At 65.9% G+C, this 20,655-nt stretch carries 19 protein-coding genes and 2 tRNA genes; 16 read left to right on the top strand and 5 right to left on the bottom strand.

Going from position 1 to position 20,655, the window contains the following annotated elements; translation table 11 throughout:
* Positions 1-71 precede the first annotated feature (71 nt).
* Together L8F97_RS03380 and L8F97_RS03375 are read left to right on the top strand one after the other, a co-directional pair.
* On the top strand, positions 72-344 hold the full coding sequence (locus L8F97_RS03380) for an HU family DNA-binding protein (protein ID WP_242146566.1): 273 nt from the start codon (positions 72-74) through the stop codon (positions 342-344).
* A 138-nt stretch (positions 345-482) separates the two neighbouring features.
* Positions 483-557 (top strand) — tRNA-Val (locus L8F97_RS03375).
* A gap of 31 nt (positions 558-588) precedes the next feature.
* On the opposite strand, the gene L8F97_RS03370 is transcribed toward L8F97_RS03375, so the two are convergent.
* On the bottom strand, positions 589-3,351 hold the full coding sequence (locus L8F97_RS03370) for a glycosyl hydrolase 115 family protein (RefSeq protein WP_242146565.1): 2,763 nt from the start codon (positions 3,349-3,351) through the stop codon (positions 589-591).
* Between the two features lie 193 nt (positions 3,352-3,544).
* The gene (locus tag L8F97_RS03365; RefSeq protein WP_242146564.1) at positions 3,545-4,213 is read right to left on the bottom strand and encodes a prolyl hydroxylase family protein; all 669 of its coding nucleotides are present in this window, start codon (positions 4,211-4,213) and stop codon (positions 3,545-3,547) included.
* Positions 4,214-4,355: 142 nt separating this feature from the next.
* Here L8F97_RS03365 and L8F97_RS03360 point away from each other — a divergent pair, with 142 nt between their 5' ends.
* The 13 genes from L8F97_RS03360 to L8F97_RS03300 all read left to right on the top strand — a co-directional run bounded on the left by L8F97_RS03360 (position 4,356) and on the right by L8F97_RS03300 (position 15,770).
* Positions 4,356-5,198, top strand: a complete 843-nt coding sequence (locus tag L8F97_RS03360; RefSeq protein ID WP_242146563.1) for a type II secretion system protein N — start codon at positions 4,356-4,358, stop codon at positions 5,196-5,198.
* A complete protein-coding gene (gspD, locus tag L8F97_RS03355; protein ID WP_242146562.1) occupies positions 5,195-7,420 on the top strand; it encodes a type II secretion system secretin GspD in 2,226 nt (741 codons plus the stop codon). The genes L8F97_RS03360 and gspD overlap by 4 nt, the downstream gene beginning before the upstream one ends.
* Before the next feature lie 80 nt (positions 7,421-7,500).
* On the top strand, positions 7,501-9,000 hold the full coding sequence (locus tag L8F97_RS03350; protein WP_409929002.1) for a GspE/PulE family protein: 1,500 nt from the start codon (positions 7,501-7,503) through the stop codon (positions 8,998-9,000).
* A 77-nt stretch (positions 9,001-9,077) separates the two neighbouring features.
* Positions 9,078-10,304, top strand: coding sequence for a type II secretion system inner membrane protein GspF (gspF, locus tag L8F97_RS03345; RefSeq protein WP_242146560.1), 1,227 nt, complete (start codon positions 9,078-9,080; stop codon positions 10,302-10,304).
* Between the two features lie 20 nt (positions 10,305-10,324).
* On the top strand, positions 10,325-10,771 hold the full coding sequence (gspG, locus tag L8F97_RS03340) for a type II secretion system major pseudopilin GspG (RefSeq protein ID WP_242146559.1): 447 nt from the start codon (positions 10,325-10,327) through the stop codon (positions 10,769-10,771).
* Positions 10,746-11,249: a GspH/FimT family pseudopilin gene (locus tag L8F97_RS03335; protein ID WP_242147140.1), complete on the top strand. Its 504-nt coding sequence runs from the start codon at positions 10,746-10,748 to the stop codon at positions 11,247-11,249. Before gspG ends, L8F97_RS03335 begins: the two co-directional genes overlap by 26 nt.
* Entirely contained in the window at positions 11,242-11,655 is a 414-nt protein-coding gene (gene gspI, locus L8F97_RS03330) for a type II secretion system minor pseudopilin GspI (RefSeq protein ID WP_242146558.1), read from the top strand. The genes L8F97_RS03335 and gspI overlap by 8 nt, the downstream gene beginning before the upstream one ends.
* A complete protein-coding gene (gene gspJ, locus L8F97_RS03325; RefSeq protein ID WP_242146557.1) occupies positions 11,652-12,380 on the top strand; it encodes a type II secretion system minor pseudopilin GspJ in 729 nt (242 codons plus the stop codon). Before gspI ends, gspJ begins: the two co-directional genes overlap by 4 nt.
* Positions 12,373-13,359 (top strand): type II secretion system minor pseudopilin GspK, encoded by a 987-nt coding sequence (gene gspK, locus L8F97_RS03320; RefSeq protein WP_242146556.1) that lies wholly within the window; start codon positions 12,373-12,375, stop codon positions 13,357-13,359. Before gspJ ends, gspK begins: the two co-directional genes overlap by 8 nt.
* Entirely contained in the window at positions 13,356-14,453 is a 1,098-nt protein-coding gene (gspL, locus tag L8F97_RS03315) for a type II secretion system protein GspL (RefSeq protein WP_242146555.1), read from the top strand. Before gspK ends, gspL begins: the two co-directional genes overlap by 4 nt.
* The gene (gene gspM, locus L8F97_RS03310; RefSeq protein ID WP_242146554.1) at positions 14,450-14,926 is read left to right on the top strand and encodes a type II secretion system protein GspM; all 477 of its coding nucleotides are present in this window, start codon (positions 14,450-14,452) and stop codon (positions 14,924-14,926) included. Before gspL ends, gspM begins: the two co-directional genes overlap by 4 nt.
* Positions 14,923-15,645 carry a type II secretion system protein N gene (gene gspN, locus L8F97_RS03305; protein ID WP_242146553.1) on the top strand — a complete coding sequence of 241 codons (723 nt, stop codon included), beginning with the start codon at positions 14,923-14,925 and terminating at the stop codon, positions 15,643-15,645. The genes gspM and gspN overlap by 4 nt, the downstream gene beginning before the upstream one ends.
* A gap of 48 nt (positions 15,646-15,693) precedes the next feature.
* A tRNA-His gene (locus L8F97_RS03300) sits at positions 15,694-15,770 on the top strand.
* 60 nt (positions 15,771-15,830) lie between these two features.
* Here the strand turns inward: L8F97_RS03300 and moaB are convergent.
* Genes moaB through L8F97_RS03285 form a run of 3 tightly spaced genes read right to left on the bottom strand, consistent with a single transcriptional unit; the run spans position 15,831 to position 18,731 of the window.
* Positions 15,831-16,358: a molybdenum cofactor biosynthesis protein B gene (gene moaB, locus L8F97_RS03295; RefSeq protein WP_242146552.1), complete on the bottom strand. Its 528-nt coding sequence runs from the start codon at positions 16,356-16,358 to the stop codon at positions 15,831-15,833.
* Positions 16,348-18,132 (bottom strand): lytic transglycosylase domain-containing protein, encoded by a 1,785-nt coding sequence (locus L8F97_RS03290; protein ID WP_242146551.1) that lies wholly within the window; start codon positions 18,130-18,132, stop codon positions 16,348-16,350. The genes moaB and L8F97_RS03290 overlap by 11 nt, the downstream gene beginning before the upstream one ends.
* Positions 18,129-18,731, bottom strand: coding sequence for a uracil-DNA glycosylase (locus L8F97_RS03285; RefSeq protein WP_313931889.1), 603 nt, complete (start codon positions 18,729-18,731; stop codon positions 18,129-18,131). The genes L8F97_RS03290 and L8F97_RS03285 overlap by 4 nt, the downstream gene beginning before the upstream one ends.
* A gap of 259 nt (positions 18,732-18,990) precedes the next feature.
* Here L8F97_RS03285 and L8F97_RS03280 point away from each other — a divergent pair, with 259 nt between their 5' ends.
* On the top strand, positions 18,991-20,652 hold the full coding sequence (locus L8F97_RS03280) for an electron transfer flavoprotein-ubiquinone oxidoreductase (RefSeq protein ID WP_242146549.1): 1,662 nt from the start codon (positions 18,991-18,993) through the stop codon (positions 20,650-20,652).
* Positions 20,653-20,655: the final 3 nt, after the last annotated feature.

Raw genomic sequence — 20,655 nt, 5'->3', positions numbered from 1 at the left:
TGCCTGCCCTTACTGCTTCACCGGCTTTCGCGGCCGAGAATCAGTTTCAATATCACGGGGGTTCCGCAGGCATGAACAAGCAGGAGTTGATCGGCACGGTTGCCGACGCATCCGGTCTGAACAAGGGCGACGCGAGCAAGGCGGTCGAAGCCGTATTCGACGCCATCGGGGCTGCGTTGAAAAAGGGGGACGAGGTTCGGCTGGTCGGGTTCGGCACGTTTTCCGTCAGCAAGCGCAAGGCATCCACCGGTCGCAACCCGCGCACCGGCGAGCCGATGACGATCGCAGCATCGTCGCAGCCGAAGTTCAAGGCCGGCAAGGGCCTCAAGGACTCGGTAAACTGACGATTTGATGACGGTGGGGCTGGACAAGTCCCGCTGGCCTGTCCTAAAGGGCAGGCAACAGGGCGGCGGCGAGCCGCCCTCTTTCGTTGGCCGCTTTGGCCAATAAACTTCGCGGTTCGCATACGGAACCAAGGCGATGGGCGCGTAGCTCAGCGGTAGAGCACACCCTTCACACGGGTGGGGTCACAGGTTCAATCCCTGTCGCGCCCACCATCGCCTCCCGGCGGCAGGGATGTACCCCGCATCACCGCACCAGCGGCGCTCCATAGCGCGCCGCCGCGCCATCACGCCGCACCTCGATCCGGTCGAGCAGGAAGCCGGGGTCGAGCGCAAACATGCGCACGTCGTGCGTTCCGGCAGCGAGCAGCGGCAGGCGTATAGATTGGCGCGCGGTATTGCTCAGCACGTTCTGCTTCCACACGTCACTGCGCCCGTGCGTCTCGAAATCCAGCGTCTGCACCGCACCGTCATCGATCTGTACCGCAATCCGAAGATGATTGGCGGAGGTAAGCGGGTGCGTCGGCAGTGCGACCATCTCCAGCGTCGCATCCCCCGTCTCCGTCGTGGCGAAGCTGTAGCGCAGCGGCTCCACCGCGCTGGCCGATCCGCGCGAGGGCGTATCCAGCCTAACCCGCAGCGCCCGGCCATAGGCGCCAAGCCCGCCGATAGGCTCCCAGTCGCGGCTCATCCGGTAGGGGGCGGTTAGCGTGATGACATGGCCGATCTCGACCGGTGCGTCGGGGCGGGCCGGGGTCACGAACTGCACCGCCAGCTTCACCGTCTTGCCTGCGCAGGTTACGACACCCGGCGACAGGGCGCGCGCTATCCCGTCGTAGCGGATCGCGATCCGCTGCTGAAAGCCGTTGCCGCCATCGAGCCGTCCCGAATTCGCTGCCGACACGATGCCGCTCTGCCCTGCCATCGACCAGTCCGCTGCATCACCGAAGCTGTAGATCGTCAGCGCGTGGTTGGCGGCACGCCCGGCCACGAAAGTGAGGTCAGACGGATCGACTACGCAACCCGGTCGCGCGGCAAACGTCGCGTGCGGGTAGAGCGGTTCGGCGAACACCGGCAGCCCGCGCGGCGCCATGTTCATGATGCCGCGCCATTTGCCACCGTTGAGCGCATTATATTCGGCAGTATCTGTGACGATGCGGGCATGCGCTGCCTTGGCCTCATCGGCGAGCAGGTTCGCAACCGGGCGGCCCTGCCGCATGTACAGCGCTGCTAAATCGAGCTTCAGGTTGCGCTCGTTAAGGCTGGCGGCACCGCGCACCGGATACAGCACCATTTCGAAGAACGCTGCACGCCGGTCGGCAGGCATTCGCGCGGCGAGCGCCTCTGCGCGTGCGCGCAATGCGGCATAGCGGTCGATTCGCTGCTCAGCCTCAGCCCCGCCGCCACGCACGTAATCGCCGATGTTGATGGGGGTGGTCGGCTCGACCTGGTTGAAGCCCATGAATTCGGGACGCCGCTCGAACGCGAGATCGTAATAATCGCTCATCACCGCTGCGATCTCGCCCGCGGAATCCGCACCGAACTGCGTCGCCGCCCAGGCGGTGAGGTGATCGATCGGGCGTACTTCGAACGTTTCCGCGTCGAAGGCGAGATCGAGGAAATACTGTGTCAGATACTCGCCGGGCTTGATGTCGCCGACATTGACCACCCACAGCCGCCGCGCACCGGTCTGCCACGCCCGGTCCATCTCTTCGCGAATCAGTGCGGGGTGCGTCGTCGCCAGCCACAGATAATCGTGCGGACGACCCCAATAGGAGATGTGATAATAGACTCCGCCCCCACCGCTGCGCCTGCGCTCCTGCGCGGTCGGTAGCTGGCTGATATAGCCGTAATTATCCTCCGGCCACACCAGCGTCACATCGTCGGGCACCTTCAGGCCGAGGCCATACAGGTCGAGAACTTCCTTGTAGAGCGTCAACGCCTGCGGGATCTGGCTAGCGGGTTTGCGCTGCGTTTCGCTCAGCAGCGTGCGCTGCGCGGCGATCGCCTCGGCCAGCGCGTCGCGTGCCATGACCGGCGACCTCGCGCCCTCCATCGCCGAATCGTGTTTGCCGCGCAAACCTACCGTATAGACGGTTTCATAGCCCTTCACGGCCGCCGCTCGGGTTCGCCAGTAGTCGAGCATCGCCTTGCGGTTGGTGAAGAAGTTGAACGGGCCGCGCTTGGCCTCGTCCCATTCACGCACGTTGTTGCGCATCATCGGCTCGGCGTGAGACGTGCCGACGATGATCGCATGGTCACGCGCCGCATCGGCGTTGCCGGGGATCTGGTAGAACGGCTTCGTGCTGTCGTGCATCGCCGGCCAGATCAGATTGGCTTTCAAGCGCCATAGCAGCTCGAAGATGCGCGCGTAGGTCTTTGGGCCGATATCTCCGGTTTTAGGCTCGAAGGTCTCGGCCGCCCACGGTTGCAGACCCCAGTCCTCGTCATTCAGGAAGATGCCGCGATATTGTACCGATGGCGCTTTCGAGAACCGCAGCGTGCCGTCGACCGCGATGCTGTCGCGGTGGCGCGGCGTTACATCGGCCCACCATTCCCACGCCGAGACCCCGATTTCCCGACTGAGATCGACCACGCCCCAGATCGCGCCGCGCGGGTCCGATCCGGCGATCAGCAGATACCGCCGCTGCGGTTGGCTCCGCGACGCCACCGCCACGCGGGCGTAGCGTTCCCATTGTCGGTCAAGCGCGGTGAGGTCGATGCCGCCATCGCGTGCCACCCTCGCTACCAGCGGCGAGCCGCGCGTTCCGACGATGATGCAGATTTGCAAACACGATTCGAGATCGGTCGATACGACAGGACCTACTCCCGTGACCGACCGAACATCCTGCGCGAGCATTTCGGCGGCGAGCGTCAGCGGGCGATCGGGATCGTGGACGATGCCGGCGACCGCGCCATGCGCGGCAAGGAACACCGGCTGTGCGCTCGCCGCCGATGCTGCCAACAACAGCGCGACGAGCGTCGGTACCCCGGCAGCACATAGCCTCATTATCTTCCTCCCCGGTTGCGAGAAGGCTAGCACACATTCTGCAGCGTCGTACCACTATCTGTAAAGACGTCCCGTTGGAGGTGGTCGATGCCGTTCAAGGTCTCGCTCCATCCGGTTCAGCCTAAGCTTGGCAGTGCTGCGCGTCGCGCGAGCCAAGGCATCGTCTCGTGGTTTGACGCAGAAAACGGGGAACTCAGCCCCAAGGCCGCTCGCGAAACCATTTCGTCACGACATATTTCGTGCCGGCGCGCACCTTCATGCCGTGGTGGATCGACGCTGGGTTGAGTGTTCCATCCGGCCGCCGATTATTCCAGATCACCAGCTTGCCCGCTTCGGGTTGAAGAATCTTGTCGATTGCCTTGAATCGGGTCGCGCCACCCGCTTCCGGCGCGTTGAGGTAGATCATCGCCGTCCATGTGCGATTGCCCGCCACGCCACAGAAGCGCTCGTAATCCAGGCCGTTCGGCTCAAAATAGTCGGTATGCTGCTTGAACTCCTGCCCCACGGCGTAGCGCTGGCCCTGCATCGGCTCGCCGTACCGACCGTCCAATCCGGTCAACGCGAGGATCGCTGCTTCGACCTGCGCGACCAGCGGGTCCGCCGCGTCGAGGTCGCACGTCTCGCTGGTCCGGTAGGTCGCGTCGCCATTATGATCCGAAACGGTGGAAGGTCGACGTGTCTGGTCGATCTGCGAACACAGCGCCGTACACGTCGCGTCGTCCAGCAAGTGTCTGCGAACGAATAGCGAAAGCTTCGGCGATGGTACCCGCTGCACCTGCGGTTGCGCCGCCAGATGCGCGGTGATCCCGGCCGATGGCTCGCCTGATCCGAACGGCGCCGTGGCGAAAACATCGGTTTGCATGGCGCTGTTTAACGAAAATCCGATGGCGATGGCCAGAGTCGAATGATCTCACACGAATGGCTGCGGAAAAGGTTCACAGGATCGCCGCGTCGCTGTAACAAACCTTTCCTAGCGGTGCTGGTGTGTGGGGTGGGATTCTCGAATGCGGTTGGTTCTCGATCCCCGCGCGCGCGCGCTGCTGCGCCGGTTGCCCAGGGTGACGGTGTATTCCGTCGCCGAACTGGTGCTGCTGGCGGTGCTGGCGGTGCAATGCGCACGGCTGGTCTGGGCGGTGGTGACGCCGGTCGGACCGCTGGGGGACTGGCGACCAGCGGGTGTGTCGGTTCCGGGCGCGCCGGGGGACCTGCTGCGCGGCTTCGATCCGTTCTTCCGGTTGAGTGGCGGCGACGCGCAGCCATCCACAGTTACCTCGCTGCAATTGACGCTGTTCGGCACACGTATCGACGGTGCGATGGGCGGTGGATCCGCGATCATCGCCGGGCCCGACGGTGTGCAGAAGAGTATTGCCGTCGGTCAGGAGGTAGCGCCCGGCGCGACGCTGAAGGCGGTCGCATTCGATCATGTCACTATTGCCCGCGGCGGCGGCAGTGAGGAACTGTTCATCGCGCAGAGCGACGCCGGCAGCGCTGCGCCGCCCGCGCCCGTGCCCGCCGGCGCTCCGCTGCTCACGCCGCCCGCAACCGCTGCGCCAGCATCCAACGGTACCACGATCTCGCAGTTGCGTGCCGATATCGGCTTTATCCCGCGTATCGATGGCGGCCGGATCAGCGGCCTCGCCGTGCGTCCGCAGGGTGGCGCCACCGCGTTTCGTCAGGCCGGCTTCCGTGAGGGTGACGTGATTACGGCGATCGGCGGTCGGCCGATCACCGGCGCGGCCGATCTCGAACGGCTTGGCGCACAATTTGCCAACGGCGGCAATCTTTCGATTACGGTCGAACGCGGCAGCCAGACGCTGCCGCTCGCCATCACGATAGCAGGTCCATGAACAAACTGATTTTTGCCCCCATGTTGGCACTCGTCGCGGTCGCTCCGATCTCGGCGCAACAGACGATGAATGTGCGCGATGCCGATATCCGCGCCTTCATCGCAGATGCCGCTCGGGTGACGGGGCGCACGTTCATCATCGACTCGCGGGTGCAGGGCAAGGTGACCGTCGTCACCGATAGGCCGCTGTCGCGCACCGAGTATTTCGAGGTGTTCCTCTCGACGCTACGCGCCAATGGGCTGGTCGCGGTGCCGAGCGCCAACGGAGCATTCCGGATCCAGCCGCTCGACAACTCTGCCTCGCAACCAAGCCGCGTCGGGGTTGGCGGGGCGGCGCGCAACAGCCTTGTCACCGAAATTGTGCGGCTGCGCTCGATCGACTCGGCGTCGGCCGTGGACACCGTGCGCGGGCTGGTCAGCGCGCAAGGCTCCGTCACGGCGAACCGCGCCGGCAATTCGATCGTCATCGTCGATTTCGCCGACAACGTGCGGCGCGTGCGCGAGGTTTTGCGGCAAATCGATACAGATAACGCCTCGACCCGAGTGATCGCGCTCAAGAATGCGGGTGCGCGCGAGATCGCGACCGCGCTCCAGGCGCTGGTCGGGCAGGGCAGTAATGGTGCTGGCGGGCAGGCGGGGAGCCCGTCCTCGGTCAGCGTCGTTGCGGTCACCAGTTCCAATTCGGTAGCGCTGCGTGGTGATCCGTCGAGTGTCTCGCGCTTGGCGGCGGTGGCGCAGGATCTCGATGCGCGAGCCAAGAACGGCACCGAGATCAAGGTGATCTTTCTTGAAAATGCCGATGCCGAGCAACTTCTGCCGGTCTTGCAGCAGCTCGTCGGTCAGGCGCCGACGCCGATACAGACGCAGCAACTCTCCGCCTCCACCTTTGGGGGGACCGGCAGCAACGGATCGAACGGTTCGTCGAGCGGCTTCGGCGCGGGTTCGCCCAATACCAACATCGTGCCGCCGCAGACGCAGACCAGCCAGGCCGGCAACGCTCCTACGCAGGCCGCCGTCACCGCCGAGGGCGGCAAGACCGCCGCGGTCGTCACGCGGTTTGCGGGCGCGAACGCGATCGTGATCGCGGCGCCGGCAGAGGTGCAGCGGCAGCTGTCCGACGTGGTGCGCCAGCTCGACACCCGACGCGAGCAGGTGCTGGTCGAGGCGATCGTCGCGGAGGTGTCGGACGCGACCGCCAGCAAGCTGGGCGTGCAGTTCCTGCTCGCCGGCTTGCCCGGCAGCGGTGTGCCGACGTTCGCGACGAGCTACAGCAACTCGTCCCCGAACCTGCTCACCATCGCCGGAGCGATCGGTGCACGTTCGCTCAACAACAACACCACGACCGTCAACGGCACCACCACCGTTACGACCAACGGGAGCGCGGTAAGCGACACCCTAGCACAGTCCGCGCTTACTTCGATCCTCGGCGCCACGGGTGGCTTTGGCGGTGGCGCGTTCAACATCGGCAAGAACGCGATCTTCGGTGCGATCATTAATGCGGTGAAGTCGGATACCACCTCCAACCTGTTGCAGGCGCCGTCGCTCACCACGCTCGACAATCAGGAGGCGCGTATCCTGGTCGGGCAGGAGATTCCGGTCACGACGGGGCAGGCGCTTAGCCAGAATTTCGATAACGCCTTCCGCACCGTGCAGCGCGAGAATGTCGGCATTCAGTTGCAGGTCCGCCCGCAGGTCAATTCCAGCGGGTCGATCAAGCTGATCCTGCATCAACAGGTCAGTTCGATCGCCGGGCCGGTGTCGAGCGACAACAGCGACCTGATCCTCAACAAGCGTGAGGTCGAGACGACCATGACCGTCGACGACGGTCAGATCGCGATTATCGGCGGATTGCTCAGTGACGACGAGCGCCGCACGATCGAGAAGATCCCGCTGCTCGGTGACATCCCCGCGATTGGCCAACTGTTCCGGTCCAAGGCGAAGCAGCGTACCAAGACCAACCTGATGATCTTCATCCGCCCGACCGTGCTTCGCAGCCCCGAAGACACGCAGCGCGTCACCTCGCAGCGCTACGGCTATCTGCGGCTCCAGCAGGGTCAGCAGAACCCGGTCGACGAGCCATCGATCGATGAATTGGTGCGCGATTATATGGGCGCCGCTCCGCCGATCCCTAGCGCGCCCGTACCCGGCAACATCGAGGATCCGCGCATCGGCGTGCGGGTGGTCAAGAACACCACGCAGATCGTCCACCCGGAGAACCAGTGATGGCCACCGCTGCCGACATCTCCGCGTTTCAGCTTGCCGAACCGCTGGCGCTGCCGACGGGGATGATGGCGATCCCCTACATGTTCGCGCGCCGCTTCGGCGTGGTGTTGGGTGATGCAACAGACGGCCGCTTGTCGGTGGCGATGCGCGAAGGCGGCGATCCCAAGGTGTTGCTCGAATTGCGGCGTCATCTCGCACAGCCGTTCGACGTCGGCATCGTTCCATCCGAGGCGTTCGACCGGTTGCTGTCGGATCGCTATGCGATGGACGGCCAGGCAGCGGCGCTGGCGGCCGGCGGTATCGGCATGGGCGACGAACTCGATATCCTCGCGGGCGATCTGCCCACCGCCGACGATTTGCTTGACACCGCCGACGATGCGCCGGCGATCCGCCTCATCAACGGCATCATCGCCGATGCCGCCCGCAATGGCGTGTCGGACATTCACATAGAGCCGTACGAGACCGGCTTGGTCGTGCGGATGCGGATCGATGGTGTGTTGCGTGAGACGCTGCGCATGCCGCCGCACGTCGCGCCAGTGGTGGTTAGCCGCGTGAAAGTCATGGCGCGGCTAGACATCGCCGAGCGGCGCATCCCGCAGGACGGCCGCATCGGCCTGACGCTAGGCGGCAAGCTGCTCGACGTGCGCGTCTCCACGCTGCCGAGCCGCGCGGGCGAGCGGGTGGTGCTGCGAATCCTCGATAAGGAGAATGCCGGCATCACGCTCGACGTGCTTGGCATGACGCCGGTGATGAATGAGATGCTGAAGGCGACGCTGACCGAGCCGAACGGCATCGTCCTCGTCACCGGGCCGACCGGTTCGGGCAAGACGACGACGCTTTACGCCGCGCTGCGGCTGTTGAACGATGGCAGCCGCAACGTGCTGACGGTGGAAGATCCGGTGGAGTATGCGGTCGAAGGCGTCGGCCAGACGCAGGTCAATGCCAAGGTCGGGCTGACCTTTGCCGCTGGTTTGCGCGCGATCCTGCGGCAGGATCCGGACGTGGTGATGGTCGGCGAAATCCGCGACCGTGAGACCGCAGAAATCGCGGTGCAGGCGTCGCTCACCGGCCACCTCGTGCTCTCGACCGTACACACTAACGATGCGGTTGGCGCGATCACGCGGATGCGCGACATGAAGATCGAGCCGTTCCTGCTCGCCTCCACGCTACGCGCGGTAATCGCGCAACGACTGGTGCGGCGGTTGTGCGAGCATTGCCGGCGGCCGGTGCAGGCGTCCGGCTCCGTAGCGGCGCTGCTCGGTTTCGATGCGGGAACGGTCGTGTACGAAGCGGTGGGCTGCGAACAGTGCAACCACACCGGCTACAAGGGGCGGATCGGCGTGTTCGAGGCGGTGCGCATCGACGAGACGATCCGCCGACTGATAAACGATGGCGGCGATGAGTCGTTGATCGCACGCCATGCTTTCCTGCACGCGCAGAACCTCGGCGCTGCGGCACGGCAACTGGTGCGGGACGGCAGGACTACGCCCGAGGAAGCCGTGCGCGTCTCGCGCCGCGATATGGCCGATGCCGAGGCTCCGGTCCTGGCGCCAGAGCCGGAACCGGTCGACAATGGCTGAACGCGGCCTTCACCGGTCGCACGTGGTGCCGTCGGCCGAGCCACCTCACAGCGAAGCGCGGTTGGGCGCGCCGCGACATGGCTGATTTCGATTATCTCGTCATCGACGCCAAAGGCCGCGAGGTCCGCGGTCATCTGGCCGCCGCTTCGGTCGACTCCGCGCGTGCCGCACTTGACCGCAGAGGGCTCTACGTCCTGAAGCTGGAGCCAGGCGCGCCACCACCACCGCGAAGCAAGGCGTTGTTGTCGGACCTGCGCATCGGGCGGCGGCGGATGAACACCAAGAGCCTTACGCTGTTCACGCGCCAGCTCGCCACGCTGAACCGGGTTTCGCCGCTCGAGGAAGCGCTCCGCACGATCACGAGGCAGACCGAGCAGGATCATGTCCGCGAGATCGTTCAATCCGTGCATGCGGGGGTGACCGAAGGCCGACGCCTTGCCGATTCGATGGCACGCGAACCGAAGAGCTTCCCGCCGCTGTACCGCGCGATGGTCGCAGCGGGTGAGCGGTCCGGTGCGCTGCCGTCGATCCTCGAACGGCTATCGGTGTTGCTCGAGCGGCAAGCGGAGATCAACGGCAAGATCATCACCGCGATCGCCTACCCTGGGGTGTTGGCGCTGGTCGCCACCGCAGTCGTTACCGCACTGATGATGTTCGTGGTGCCGCAGGTGGTTGAGCAGTTCGATACCGTTGGTCAGCAGCTTCCGCTGCTGACGCGCATCGTGATCGGGATCTCACATTTCCTGGTTGGCTGGTGGTGGCTGATCCTACTGGCGCTGGGACTGGTGGGCGTCGCCTTCTGGCAGGGGATGAAGCAGCCGGCGATCAAACTCGCGTTCGACACTCGCATGTTGCGATTGCCGCTGATCGGGCGGTTGCTGCGCGATCTGCATGCGGCGCGGATGGCGCGCACGCTTGCGACCATGGTTGCAAGCCGGCTGCCGTTGCTGGACGGGCTGGCGCTGACCTCCGGGACGATCCATAACGCGCGGCTGAAACAGGCTACGGACGAGATCGTCGAGGCAATTCGCGGTGGTGGCAGCCTGTCGGCGGCAATGCGACGGGTCGGCGTGTTCCCTCCGTTGCTGACCTATCTGGTTGCTTCGGGCGAGGCGGCGGGGCAGCTCGACGAGATGCTCGCGCGTGCCGCTGAATATCTGGAACGCGAATTCGATCGCTTTACCGCGACCGCATTATCTCTGCTTGAGCCGCTAATTATCGTTGTGATGGGGGGTGTCGTCGCCGCGATCGTGCTATCGATCCTGTTGCCGATCCTCCAGCTCAACACGCTGGCTGGCCAGTAGTATTCGACATGAGGACTGACATGACCCCAACGCGCTCAATCCGCAAACGCCGCCGCAAGGAAGACGGCTTCACCCTCGTGGAGTTGATGGTGGTGATCGTCATCATCGGCCTGCTTGCGGCGATCGTCGTCATCAACGTGTTTCCGAGTGGCGACAAGGCGCGCATCACGCGGGCGAAGGCGGACATCTCCACGATCGAACAGGCGCTGGAACTCTACAAGCTGTCGAACGGCAGCTACCCGTCCACGTCCGACGGGCTGAACGCGCTCGTAAATGCACCGGCTGGCGCGGACGCGTCGAAATATCAAAAGGGCGGTTATCTCAAGAAAATCCCGCTCGATCCCTGGAACCATCCCTATCTCTACGCCTCGCCTGGGCAGCATGGCGAGGCCGACGTCTGGACGCTTGGCGCGGACAACAAGGAAGGCGGCGAGGGTGTCGATGCCGATATCGGTAGCTGGCAATAAGCCCGATCTCGAGAACGGCTTCACGCCCGTTCGGCGCTCCGCCGAACACGGCTTCACGCTGGTCGAGTTGATGATCGTGGTGACGATCATCGGACTCGCCTCGGCGGCGGTAGTGCTGAGCCTGCCGGACCCGCGCGGGCGTTTGGCCGACGAGGCATCTCGGTTTGCGCTGCGCGCCCGGGCGGCGCACGACCTCGCCATCGTTCAGGCACGGCCCGTCAGCATCTGGGTGACGGCGGGGGGGTACGGTTTTGACGTGCGGCGCGATGGGGCGTGGATGGCGGTCGCCGACAAACCGCTCCAGGTCACGAAATGGGGTGCAGGTACCCAGGCGGTCAGCGGGATCGCTGGACGTGATCGCGTGGTGTTCGATTCGACCGGCATCGCCGATCGCCCATTCGATGTGCGCCTGTTGCGTGACGGGCAGGCAAGCGACGTTCATGTCGGTGTGGACGGGACGGTCAAGGTCAATGGATAGGGTGATCGCCGGCACGCCTGCTGCCCGAAGCGGTCGTGCGGGGCGCGCGGCGAAAGGTTTTACCCTGATCGAAATGATGGTCGCACTCGCGGTCTTTGCGCTTGCTGCACTCGCGCTGATCCGGCTCGAGGGCGCGACGATTCGGGGCGCGGGCATCCTCGACTCCGCGCTGACCGGGCAGATCGTCGCGCGCAACGTCGCGATCGAGGCGGTGACGGATGCCAAACGGCCGACGCTCGGGATCGCCACCGGCACCGAACAGAATGACGGCAAGGCATGGACGTGGACGCGCACGGTCGCCGCGACGGGTGATCCGCGCATCCTCCGCATCGACGTGGCGGTACGGGATGTCAGCGGCCGCGCGGCCGGCAAGCTGACGATGGTTCGCGCGGCAAGCACGTCGTGAACGATCCCGCTCTTCCCTTCGCGAGGCGAAGACCGGCTACCGGCCAGGGAACGGCGGCACCTGCGTGCGCCTCGGGTTCGGAAACATGTGACGGTTTCCCGCAGGCGCGCGCGAAAGAGGCCGGGCAGGCCGGCTTCACGCTTGTCGAGATGATGGTCTCGCTGCTGATCTTCGGCATGCTTGCCGCCGCTGGCGTCGCGCTGCTGTCGTTCAGCGTCCGCGCGCAAGGGGTTATGGCGGGCAAGCTCGACGATACCTCCGCGCTGGCCCGACTGTCGTCCGCGTTGGAGGCGGACCTCGCACAGGCATCGTTGCGGCAGACGCGTAACGATCGCGGCGATCTGCTCCCTGCGTTCACTGGGGAAAACGGGTCGGGCGCGGTGCCGATGTTGCGGCTGGTGCGGGGTGGCTGGAGCAACCTCGACGGGGCACGGCGGCCGGGCGAGCAGAAGGTAGAATACCGGCTCGATGGTGATACGCTGATGCGCGTTGCCTACCCGCAGCTCGACGGCGCGCAATCCTACCCACCAACCGCGATGCTGACAAAGGTGCGGCAGGTGGCCTTGCGCTACCGCGTCAACGGCGCGTGGAGCGACCGTTGGGCAGGGTCCGCGAAAACGCCGCTGCCGCAGGCACTGGAAGTGCGGCTGGTGCGCAGCGACGGCACGCAGGTCCGCGAACTGTTCCTCGTCGGCACCGGCTACGGCGAGCGCAAAAGTGGCTGAGCGCAAACACTCCGAAACCGGCGCGGCGTTGCTGACGGTGCTGCTCCTCGTCGCGGTCATCGCGGTGTTGGCGGCAGGCGCGCTCGAACGGCTCCGCATCGCTACGAAACTCGGCGGCAACGCGGTCGTGCTCGATCAGGCGCGCGCCTTCGCGGTCGCGGGTGAAGCGCTCGCGGTCGATCGAATCAGCGATTTGCTCGGGCGGGACGCGAGCCGCGTGTCGCTGGCCGGTGGGTGGAGCAACACGCCGATCCCGTTGCCGGTGAGCGGCGGCATCGTCACGCTCCGCATCGTTGACGGTGGCAATTGCTTCAACCTCAACGGCCTCGTGACAAAGGGTGAAAACGGCCGCTACACGGCCAATCAGACGATCGTGGATCAGTTCGCGAAACTGATCCGCCTCGTCGGCGCGCCCGCGCGATCGCCCGAGGGAATTGCGGCGGCAACCGCCGACTGGATCGACAGCGACACCACGCAACTGCCCGGCGGTGCCGAGGACAGCGATTACAGCGGCCTCGAAACGCCATACCGGACCGCCAACACGCTGATGAGCGACCCCAGCGAATTGCGCGCGGTGATGGGCGTCACGCCCGAAGTGTACGAGAAACTGAAACCGTGGATCTGCGCGCTTCCGATTGCGGATGCGGCCAAGATCAACGTCAACACCTTGCAGCCCGAACAGGCGCCGTTGCTGGCGGTGCTGCTGCCCGGCACCCCTAACGTCTCGGCAGTGCGGCGTGCGTTGCTTGAGCGGCCCGCGCTGGGATATGAAAACACCGTCAAGTTCTGGCAGTCTTCATCGTTCGGTGCGGCGGGGGACACTGGCGATGCTCCGTCACAGACTGACGTGACGACCAAATGGTTCGATCTGCGTATCGACGTCACCGTCGGTGGCACGGACCTGCAACAAAACAGCCTGATCGACGCATCGACGCTTCCCGCGCGGCTCGTCTCGCGGCAATGGGGCGAAGCATCATGAGGCAAACTCTCGTCATCTTTCTGCCACCCGGGGACATGCCCTGGCGGTGGCTGCGCATCACCGGCGATCAGGTCTCCGCGCGTGGCGAGGGCCTGCCAGTACCCCTGGAAGACGATTCGCTGTTGCCGGTGGTGGTGACGCCGGCGGACACCGTCACACTGCATTGGGCGGACCTGCCCGATCGATCGCCGGCGCAGGCGGTAACGGCCGCGCGCATCCTCGCCGCAGAAGCGAGTGCGGCGCCGATCGGCGATCTGCACGTCGCTGTCGGGCGCGAGGAAGGCGGCAGCGAACGGCCGATCGGCGTGGTGGCGATGGCGCAGATGCGTAGCTGGCTCGACACTTTGGCGGCGAGCGGGGTGGAGGCTGGCGCGCTGGTGCCCGCGCCGATGCTGCTGCCGCGACCCGAGAGCGGTTTCGTGGCCGGCGATCTTGGCGGCGAGAGTGTCGTGCGCGGTGCGACGACAGGGTTCGCGGACGATACGGTGCTGACCGGGCTTATCACCGGCGGCATCGCGCTCGAGCGGCTGGACCGCAGCGTGCTTGAGGCAGCGATCGTGGCGGCGGTGGCGGCACCCGCGCTCGATCTGCGGCAGGGGGCGTTTTCGCGGCGGACGCGCTTCGCGGTGGACTGGGCATTGGTTCGGCGGCTCGGGTGGCTTGCGCTGGCGATCCTGGCGGCCAGTCTGGCGATCTCGATCGTGCAGATCGTCCGCTACAATGTCGCAGCGGGCGAGCTGGAACAGCGTGCCGACATCGCCGCGCGCGCCGGCTTGCCGCAGGGCGAGACGATCAGCGATGCCGACCGGCAGCTCGATCAGCGGCTGGCGCGGCTGCGCGGACCGGGGCTTGGTTTCAGCCGCACCGCCGCAACCGTGTTCGGCGCGGTGCGGGCGGTGCCGGGGGCGGAGGTGACGAGCCTGGCCTTCGACACCACCGGAGCCTTGCGGGTCGGGTTTGCAACGGAAGGTGAGGGCGCAGCGACCGATCTCCAGCAGCGGCTGCGCGCGGCCGGGCTGTCGGTCGACCCGGGCGGCGCGTTCACCGCCACCGGCGGTCGGATCACGGGAACGCTGACGGTGAAGCAACCATGATCGCCAATCTGAAGACGTGGTTCGATGGCCGCGCGCCGCGTGAGAAATACATGCTGATGGTCGCTGCCGCGCTGTTCTGCGTGACGGTGATATGGGGCCTGTACGTACCGATCGGCGACGCACTCTCCTCGGCAAAGACGCGGCACACCGATGCGGTGATCCGGTATGGTGAGACGCAGGCGCGGGTGCGTGCGATCGAACAGATCGGCAAGGGCGTGCCGGCGCAACTCGCCGGGCCGCTCGACACCCTGATCCGTGACCGCGCCAACGAGGCTGGTTTCGAACTGGCCAGTGTCGGACCGGCAGCGGGCGGCGGTGTGCAGCTTGCGATCGCCAAGGCCAAGCCCGCCGCGCTGCTGGGTTGGGTCGCGACGCTGGAGAATGGCGGCGTGCTGGTCGACTCGTTCTCGGCGACCGACAACGGCGACAAGACGGTGGCGGTGCAGATGACGGTAAAGGCGCAAGGGCGATGAGGCGTATTCGGCTTACGACCGGCCCGGCGGCGATCTTTGGCGCGGTGTTCGTGCTGGCGCTGCTGGTGCTGCTGCCGATGCGGCTGGTGCTCGGCGCGATCGGCGTGGGCGAGCAGGGGCTGAGCGCACGTGCGGTCGAGGGTAGCGTGTGGGGCGGTGATCTGCGCGAGGCGCAGGTCGGGCGGATCGCGTTGGGCGACCTTGGCGTGGCGGTGTCGCCGCTCGCGCTGCTGCTCGGACGGGCGCGGATCAGCGTGTCCGGCCATGCCACCGATCTTGGCCGCAACGTACACGGCGCGATCGAGATGAGCCGCCACAGCGTCGGCATCGACGGCATGACCGCAACGCTGCCGGCGGGCAACATTTTCGCACCGGTGCCGATCTCCTCGCTGGATCTCGATTCGGTGGACGTGAAGTTTGACGGCGGGCGATGCCAGCGCGCGAGCGGCCGGGTCAAGGCAGCCCTTAGCGGCGACGTGGCGGGCATCAGCCTCGCCCACGGCATGGCGGGCGATGCGCGCTGCGACGCCGGTGCGTTGCTGCTGCCGCTCGCCAGCCAGGCCGGCACCGAGCGCGCCGTAGTGCGGCTGTGGCAGGATGGGCGGTTCCACGCGGACCTTACGATCCAGTCGGACGATCCCGCCGCGCAGAAGCTTTCGCTCGTCGGCTTCCAGCATGGCGAGACCGGATATACGCTTTCGCTCGAAGGAAGGCTTTGACGCCTTGACGGGCGCCCCTCCTCCCCGCTAGGAGCGCGCTTCCTAACGGCGATCGTAGTTCAATTGGTTAGAGCGTCGGCTTGTGATGCCGGATGTTGCGGGTTCAAGTCCCGTCGGTCGCCCCATTTTCCCTGTAGTCAGTTTGTAGTCCGCAGTGGGCGCCAGTCGGTGTGCGGTGGCTGCGCTTAGCGCTCCAGCAAACGCGGCATCAGCTCGACAAAGTTGCAGGGCTTGTGCCGGCTGTCGAGCTGGTCCTTGAGGATGCCGTCCCACCCGTCCTTCACCGCACCGGTCGACCCCGGCAGCGCGAAGATGTAGGTGCCGCGCGTCACGCAGGCGCAGGCACGCGACTGAACGGTCGAGGTGCCGATCGTCTTGAAGCTCAGCCAGCGGAACAGTTCGCCAAAGCCGGGGATCATCTTGTCGGCAACCCGCTCGATCGCTTCGGGTGTCACGTCGCGACCCGTCACGCCGGTGCCGCCGGTGGTGATGATGCAGTTGACATCCGCATCGTCGATCAGCGTGTGCAACCGCGCGACGATCAAATCGGCATCGTCCTTGATGATCTCACGCGCGGCAAGGACATGGCCAGCCTCGCTCAGCCGCGCGACCAGCGTGTCGCCGGAACGATCGTCGGCGAGCGACCGCGTGTCGGAAATGGTGAGTACCGCGATCCTGACCGGCAGGAACGTGGCGCCAAGGTCAATTGGCACTGGCGATCGACACTGGCTTGGCGCCATATGCGGTCATCCGGACCGCCGTAGCGCCGGGCATGCCCGGAAAGCGCGGCCACAGGCCCTGCGCCAGCGCGGCGCGGCTCGGCGAGGCCTTCTTGCCGGTCTGGCCTTCGTAGACCCAGTAGTTGCGCAGTACGGTCGTCACGTAGCCGCGCGTCTCCCAATAGGGAATGGATTCGATGTAGAGCAGCGGATCGCCCCCGTCGTGGCTTTGCGCGTTCCACAGGGAAACCGGCACCGAACCCGCGTTATACGCCGCGATCACCTTGGGCAGCAGGCCGCCGGTGCAGGGCTGGTCGCGCAGTTGCTCAAGGTAGGACTGACCGACCTCCATGTTCGCGCCCGGACGCGTGAGTGCGGCGCGATCGTAGCTGCGGCCTTGCTTGCGGGCGATGTCGCTGGCGGCAGCGGGCATCACCTGCATCAGGCCGTATGCGCCCGCCGGACTGGTGACGGTGGTGCGGAACCGCGACTCCTGAAGCGCGTGGGCGTAGACCAGCGCCTTGTCGACGCGCCAGCCGCCGTCAGGCGTCCAGTTCGGCGCGGGGAAGCGCGCCTCCACCGGCGGCGTCGCGCCGACCGGTCCGTTATGCGACAGCCAGACGAGCGTGCCCGGTAGATTGAGCGCCTCGGTAAAGCGCACCAGCGCGGGGAATTCGGATGGAGAGCCGATCCGCGCCTGTTGGCGAATCACCTCGTCGGCAAGGTCGTTTTCGCCGATCTCGACCAGCGCGGCGGCGACGCGGATGTTGGGGCGGCGCGACAACAGATCCCAGTCGCGCGCGAATGCGATCGGGCTGGCTTTCGCGAGCGGGTCGTGGATCGCCAGCGCCTGTCGCGCGAGCAGGCCGTAGAAAGTCTCCTTGTACTGCGCCGCGCTCTTCAGGCGGGCCTCGATCCGGTCGGGCCGGGCGCAAACCATGTCCGCGCGCGATGCCCAGTACAAGCCGGCGGCACGCATATCGACGTCCGAGGCGCGTGCGGCGACCGTTTCGAACCCGGTATCGGCGGCGGCACAATCCTTCTGCCGCCATGCGGCGAGCGCGCCGACCCAGTTGCCCTGTACCGCCCAATCACCATAACCGCCTGCGGCCTTGGCCGCCATCATGCGTGCATTGGTGTCGTCACCGGACAGAAAGTACATCCAAGCGATGCGCTGCTGCCACTCGGTAACCGCGTCGCTCGACAGGTTCGGAGTCGAGTCGAGCAGTGCCTGCGCGGATGCGCCATCGTCCGCCTTGACAAACGGTTGCATGCGGATGGCGAGTTCGCCCGCGACCATATCGCTCCTGATCGCCTTGGCGCGCTTGCGCTGCGGCGCGCCGTCGATCCAGGTGAGCTTGTTCGCCTCGGGCAAGGCCGGCAGGCCGACGCCGCCGCGCGAGGAGGCGAGCGCGTAGATCTGCTGCGCCTGCGGCAGTTCAGGCGCGTCGGCGAGCAGCTTCATCAACGGATCGAGATCTGCCTTGGGCGAGCCCTTGGCAGTGACCATCTCGGCACGGGCGATGGCGTGGAGCGGGCCGGGCTTCATCGCGTCGAGCTGGAGTTGCGCGTCCTGCCACTTCTGAGCGCGAATGCTGGCGAAGACGGCGGAATAGCCGGCGCGCTGCTCGGCATCGAGTTGGACCGGCACGCCAGCGGCAAGCGTTTCGACCTTGTCGCGCGGCGCGGCCGGTTCGGCATGCGCGGCGACAGGGGCTGCGATCGGCAGCAGGGCAAGCGTACAGGCAAGTGCGAACTTCGCGGTCACAGGTCGGATCCCCCGATCAACAATTGCAAATCTCTCCAGGCTTCCGCTTTCTGCGCAGGCCGTTCGAGCAGGAGGCGGGGGTGAAAACTGACCACCGCGTCTGTTATAGAGTCTCTTATGTCGGTTGGCTGGTTAATCCGATGTAAACCGTTGCGCGCCCGTGTAACGTCCGTCGCAAGCAAGGCTCGGCTCGTCGCGTTGCCGAGAATGAGCAGCCGTTTCGGTGCGACCAGGGCGACGTAATGGCGTGCGATGTCCGCAAGACGTGCTTCCACTTCGGGCGCGACCCGGCCGGCCAGCGGTCGTACCGTACAGAGCGACGCAAGATACACGTCGTCGCGACTGCGGCCGATCGCCGCGAGCATCCGGTCGAACAGACGACCGGCAGGACCGTCGAGCAGACGCCCTGCTGCGGCATCATCCCGCTCCGGGGTGTCGACGAGGATCATGAGGTCGCTGTCGGCTTTGCCCTGCGCGGCCAGCGGCGGGCCTCCGCTCCATGCTGCTTCGGGCGCATCCGGGCCAACCCGCCAGGCGAGAAACGCATCCAGCGTCCCGGGCAGCGGAACGACTATGGCGGCGGCGGGTTGATCCTTCATGACCCGCTTTGGCGGTGCGGGCGGCGGCGCGGGTGCCGCGAACCAGTCGCGCGGAGCCTCATCGGCGAGCGAGTCGATGCCAGCATCGCGCCACCACTCCAGCGCGCTCGCGATTGCATCCGACCACGCGATATTTTGGTCCGCCCCCATGGCTGGCCTTAGACTCCATAGTTGACGTAACCGTCAACTCGCTGGCACGCGGGGTTGGACGAGATGGTGCGAGCGCGCGACGAGTATCCGTGCCGCCAAGGAGAAGACGATGAGTAACCGGGAGTCGATGCCGTATGACGTCGTGATCGTGGGCGCGGGGCCGGCTGGCCTCAGCGCGGCTATCCGGCTGAAACAGCTGGCCAATGCCGCCGGGGCCGAGCTGTCGGTGTGCGTGCTGGAAAAGGGTTCCGAAGTCGGCGCGCACATCCTTTCGGGTGCGGTGGTCGATCCAAAGGCGCTCGACGAACTGCTGCCGGACTGGCGCGAGCAGGGCTGCCCCCTTGCCGAGGTGCCGGTGACCGACAACCAGCACTGGATCCTGTCGACGACCGGAAAGTTCGCGGTGCCACATTTCATCACGCCAGGCTTCATGCACAACACCGGCACCTACACCGGTAGCCTGGGCAATATGTGCCGCTGGCTGGCGGGGCAGGCGGAGGAACTCGGCGTGGAGATCTTCCCCGGCTTCGCGGCGGCGGAGATCCTGTTCGACGAGAGCGGCGCAGTGCTGGGTGTTGCCACCGGCGACATGGGCGTGGCGCGCGACGGCACGCACAAGCCGGACTATACGCCGGGCCTTGAACTCCACGCGAAATATACGTTTTTCGCGGAGGGGGTGCGCGGGCATCTCTCCAAGGAAATCATCCGCACCTTCGATCTCGCCAAGGACGCGCAGCCGCAGGTTTACGGCCTTGGCATCAAGGAATTGTGGGACATACCCGCCTCCAGCCACGTGCCCGGCCGGGTGGTTCATACGCAGGGCTGGCCGCTGAAGGAGACGCCGGGTTCAAATGGTGGCGGTTTCATCTACCATCAGGCCGGCGGGCAGGTCGCGATCGGCTTTGTGACGTGGCTGTCGTATACCAACCCGTATCTCTCTCCGTTCCAGGAGATGCAGCGCTGGAAGACACATCCCGAGATCGCCGCGCTGCTAAAGGGCGGCAAGCGCGTATCGTATGGTGCGCGTGCGATCAGCGATGGCGGTTTGCAGTCGCTCCCCAAGCTGACGTTCCCCGGCGGCGTGCTGGTGGGCGACAGCGCCGGCTTCCTCAACGTGCCACGTATCAAGGGCACCCACACCGCGATGAAGTCGGGCATGATGGCGGCGGAGGCGGCGTTCGCGGCGGTGCAAGCCGGGCGCGCGCAGGATGAACTGGTGGCGTATCCGGAGGCGTTCGACGCCAGTTGGGTGAAGAAGGAGCTGTCGATCGTCCGCAACGTCGTGCCGCTGGTCGAGAAGTTCGGTGAGCGGGTCGGTGCCGCGCTCGCCAATGCGACGATGTGGCTGGAAAGCTGGGGCATCAAGATGCCGTTCACGATGAAGCATCATCCCAACCACGAGAGCCTGTGGCGCAAGGATCAGGTCAAGCCGATCGATTACCCCAAGCCTGATGGCGTGCTGACCTTCGATCGCCTGTCCTCGGTGTTCCTGTCCAACACCAACCATGAGGAGGACCAGCCGGTTCACCTCACGCTCCGCGATCCCAACATCCCGGTGGAATACGACCTGCCGATGTTCGACGAGCCCGCGCAGCGCTATTGCCCGGCTGGCGTGTACGAGATCGTGGGGCAGGCCGAGGGCGACCCGAAGTTCGTCATCAACGCGCAGAACTGCGTCCATTGCAAGACCTGCGACATCAAGGACCCGACCCAGAACATCAACTGGGTGGTGCCGGAGGGCGGCGGCGGACCGAACTATCCGAACATGTAATGC

Source organism: Sphingomonas sp. BAUL-RG-20F-R05-02, from assembly GCF_022662305.1.
Classification (GTDB): Bacteria; Pseudomonadota; Alphaproteobacteria; order Sphingomonadales; family Sphingomonadaceae; genus Sphingomonas.
Note: the sequence above shows the minus strand (reverse complement) of the source record. Positions and strands in the feature narration are given on the sequence as shown.

Bases quoted from the DNA above. Each gene is read 5' to 3' on its own strand.
- L8F97_RS03380 (WP_242146566.1), top strand. From the start codon at position 72: ATGAACAAGCAGGAGTTGATCGGCACGGTTGCCGACGCATCCGGTCTG.
- L8F97_RS03370 (WP_242146565.1), bottom strand. From the start codon at position 3,351: ATGAGGCTATGTGCTGCCGGGGTACCGACGCTCGTCGCGCTGTTGTTG.
- L8F97_RS03365 (WP_242146564.1), bottom strand. From the start codon at position 4,213: ATGCAAACCGATGTTTTCGCCACGGCGCCGTTCGGATCAGGCGAGCCA.
- L8F97_RS03360 (WP_242146563.1), top strand. From the start codon at position 4,356: ATGCGGTTGGTTCTCGATCCCCGCGCGCGCGCGCTGCTGCGCCGGTTG.
- gspD (WP_242146562.1), top strand. From the start codon at position 5,195: ATGAACAAACTGATTTTTGCCCCCATGTTGGCACTCGTCGCGGTCGCT.
- L8F97_RS03350 (WP_409929002.1), top strand. From the start codon at position 7,501: ATGTTCGCGCGCCGCTTCGGCGTGGTGTTGGGTGATGCAACAGACGGC.
- gspF (WP_242146560.1), top strand. From the start codon at position 9,078: ATGGCTGATTTCGATTATCTCGTCATCGACGCCAAAGGCCGCGAGGTC.
- gspG (WP_242146559.1), top strand. From the start codon at position 10,325: ATGACCCCAACGCGCTCAATCCGCAAACGCCGCCGCAAGGAAGACGGC.
- L8F97_RS03335 (WP_242147140.1), top strand. From the start codon at position 10,746: ATGCCGATATCGGTAGCTGGCAATAAGCCCGATCTCGAGAACGGCTTC.
- gspI (WP_242146558.1), top strand. From the start codon at position 11,242: ATGGATAGGGTGATCGCCGGCACGCCTGCTGCCCGAAGCGGTCGTGCG.
- gspL (WP_242146555.1), top strand. From the start codon at position 13,356: ATGAGGCAAACTCTCGTCATCTTTCTGCCACCCGGGGACATGCCCTGG.
- gspM (WP_242146554.1), top strand. From the start codon at position 14,450: ATGATCGCCAATCTGAAGACGTGGTTCGATGGCCGCGCGCCGCGTGAG.
- gspN (WP_242146553.1), top strand. From the start codon at position 14,923: ATGAGGCGTATTCGGCTTACGACCGGCCCGGCGGCGATCTTTGGCGCG.
- L8F97_RS03285 (WP_313931889.1), bottom strand. From the start codon at position 18,731: ATGAAGGATCAACCCGCCGCCGCCATAGTCGTTCCGCTGCCCGGGACG.
- L8F97_RS03280 (WP_242146549.1), top strand. From the start codon at position 18,991: ATGAGTAACCGGGAGTCGATGCCGTATGACGTCGTGATCGTGGGCGCG.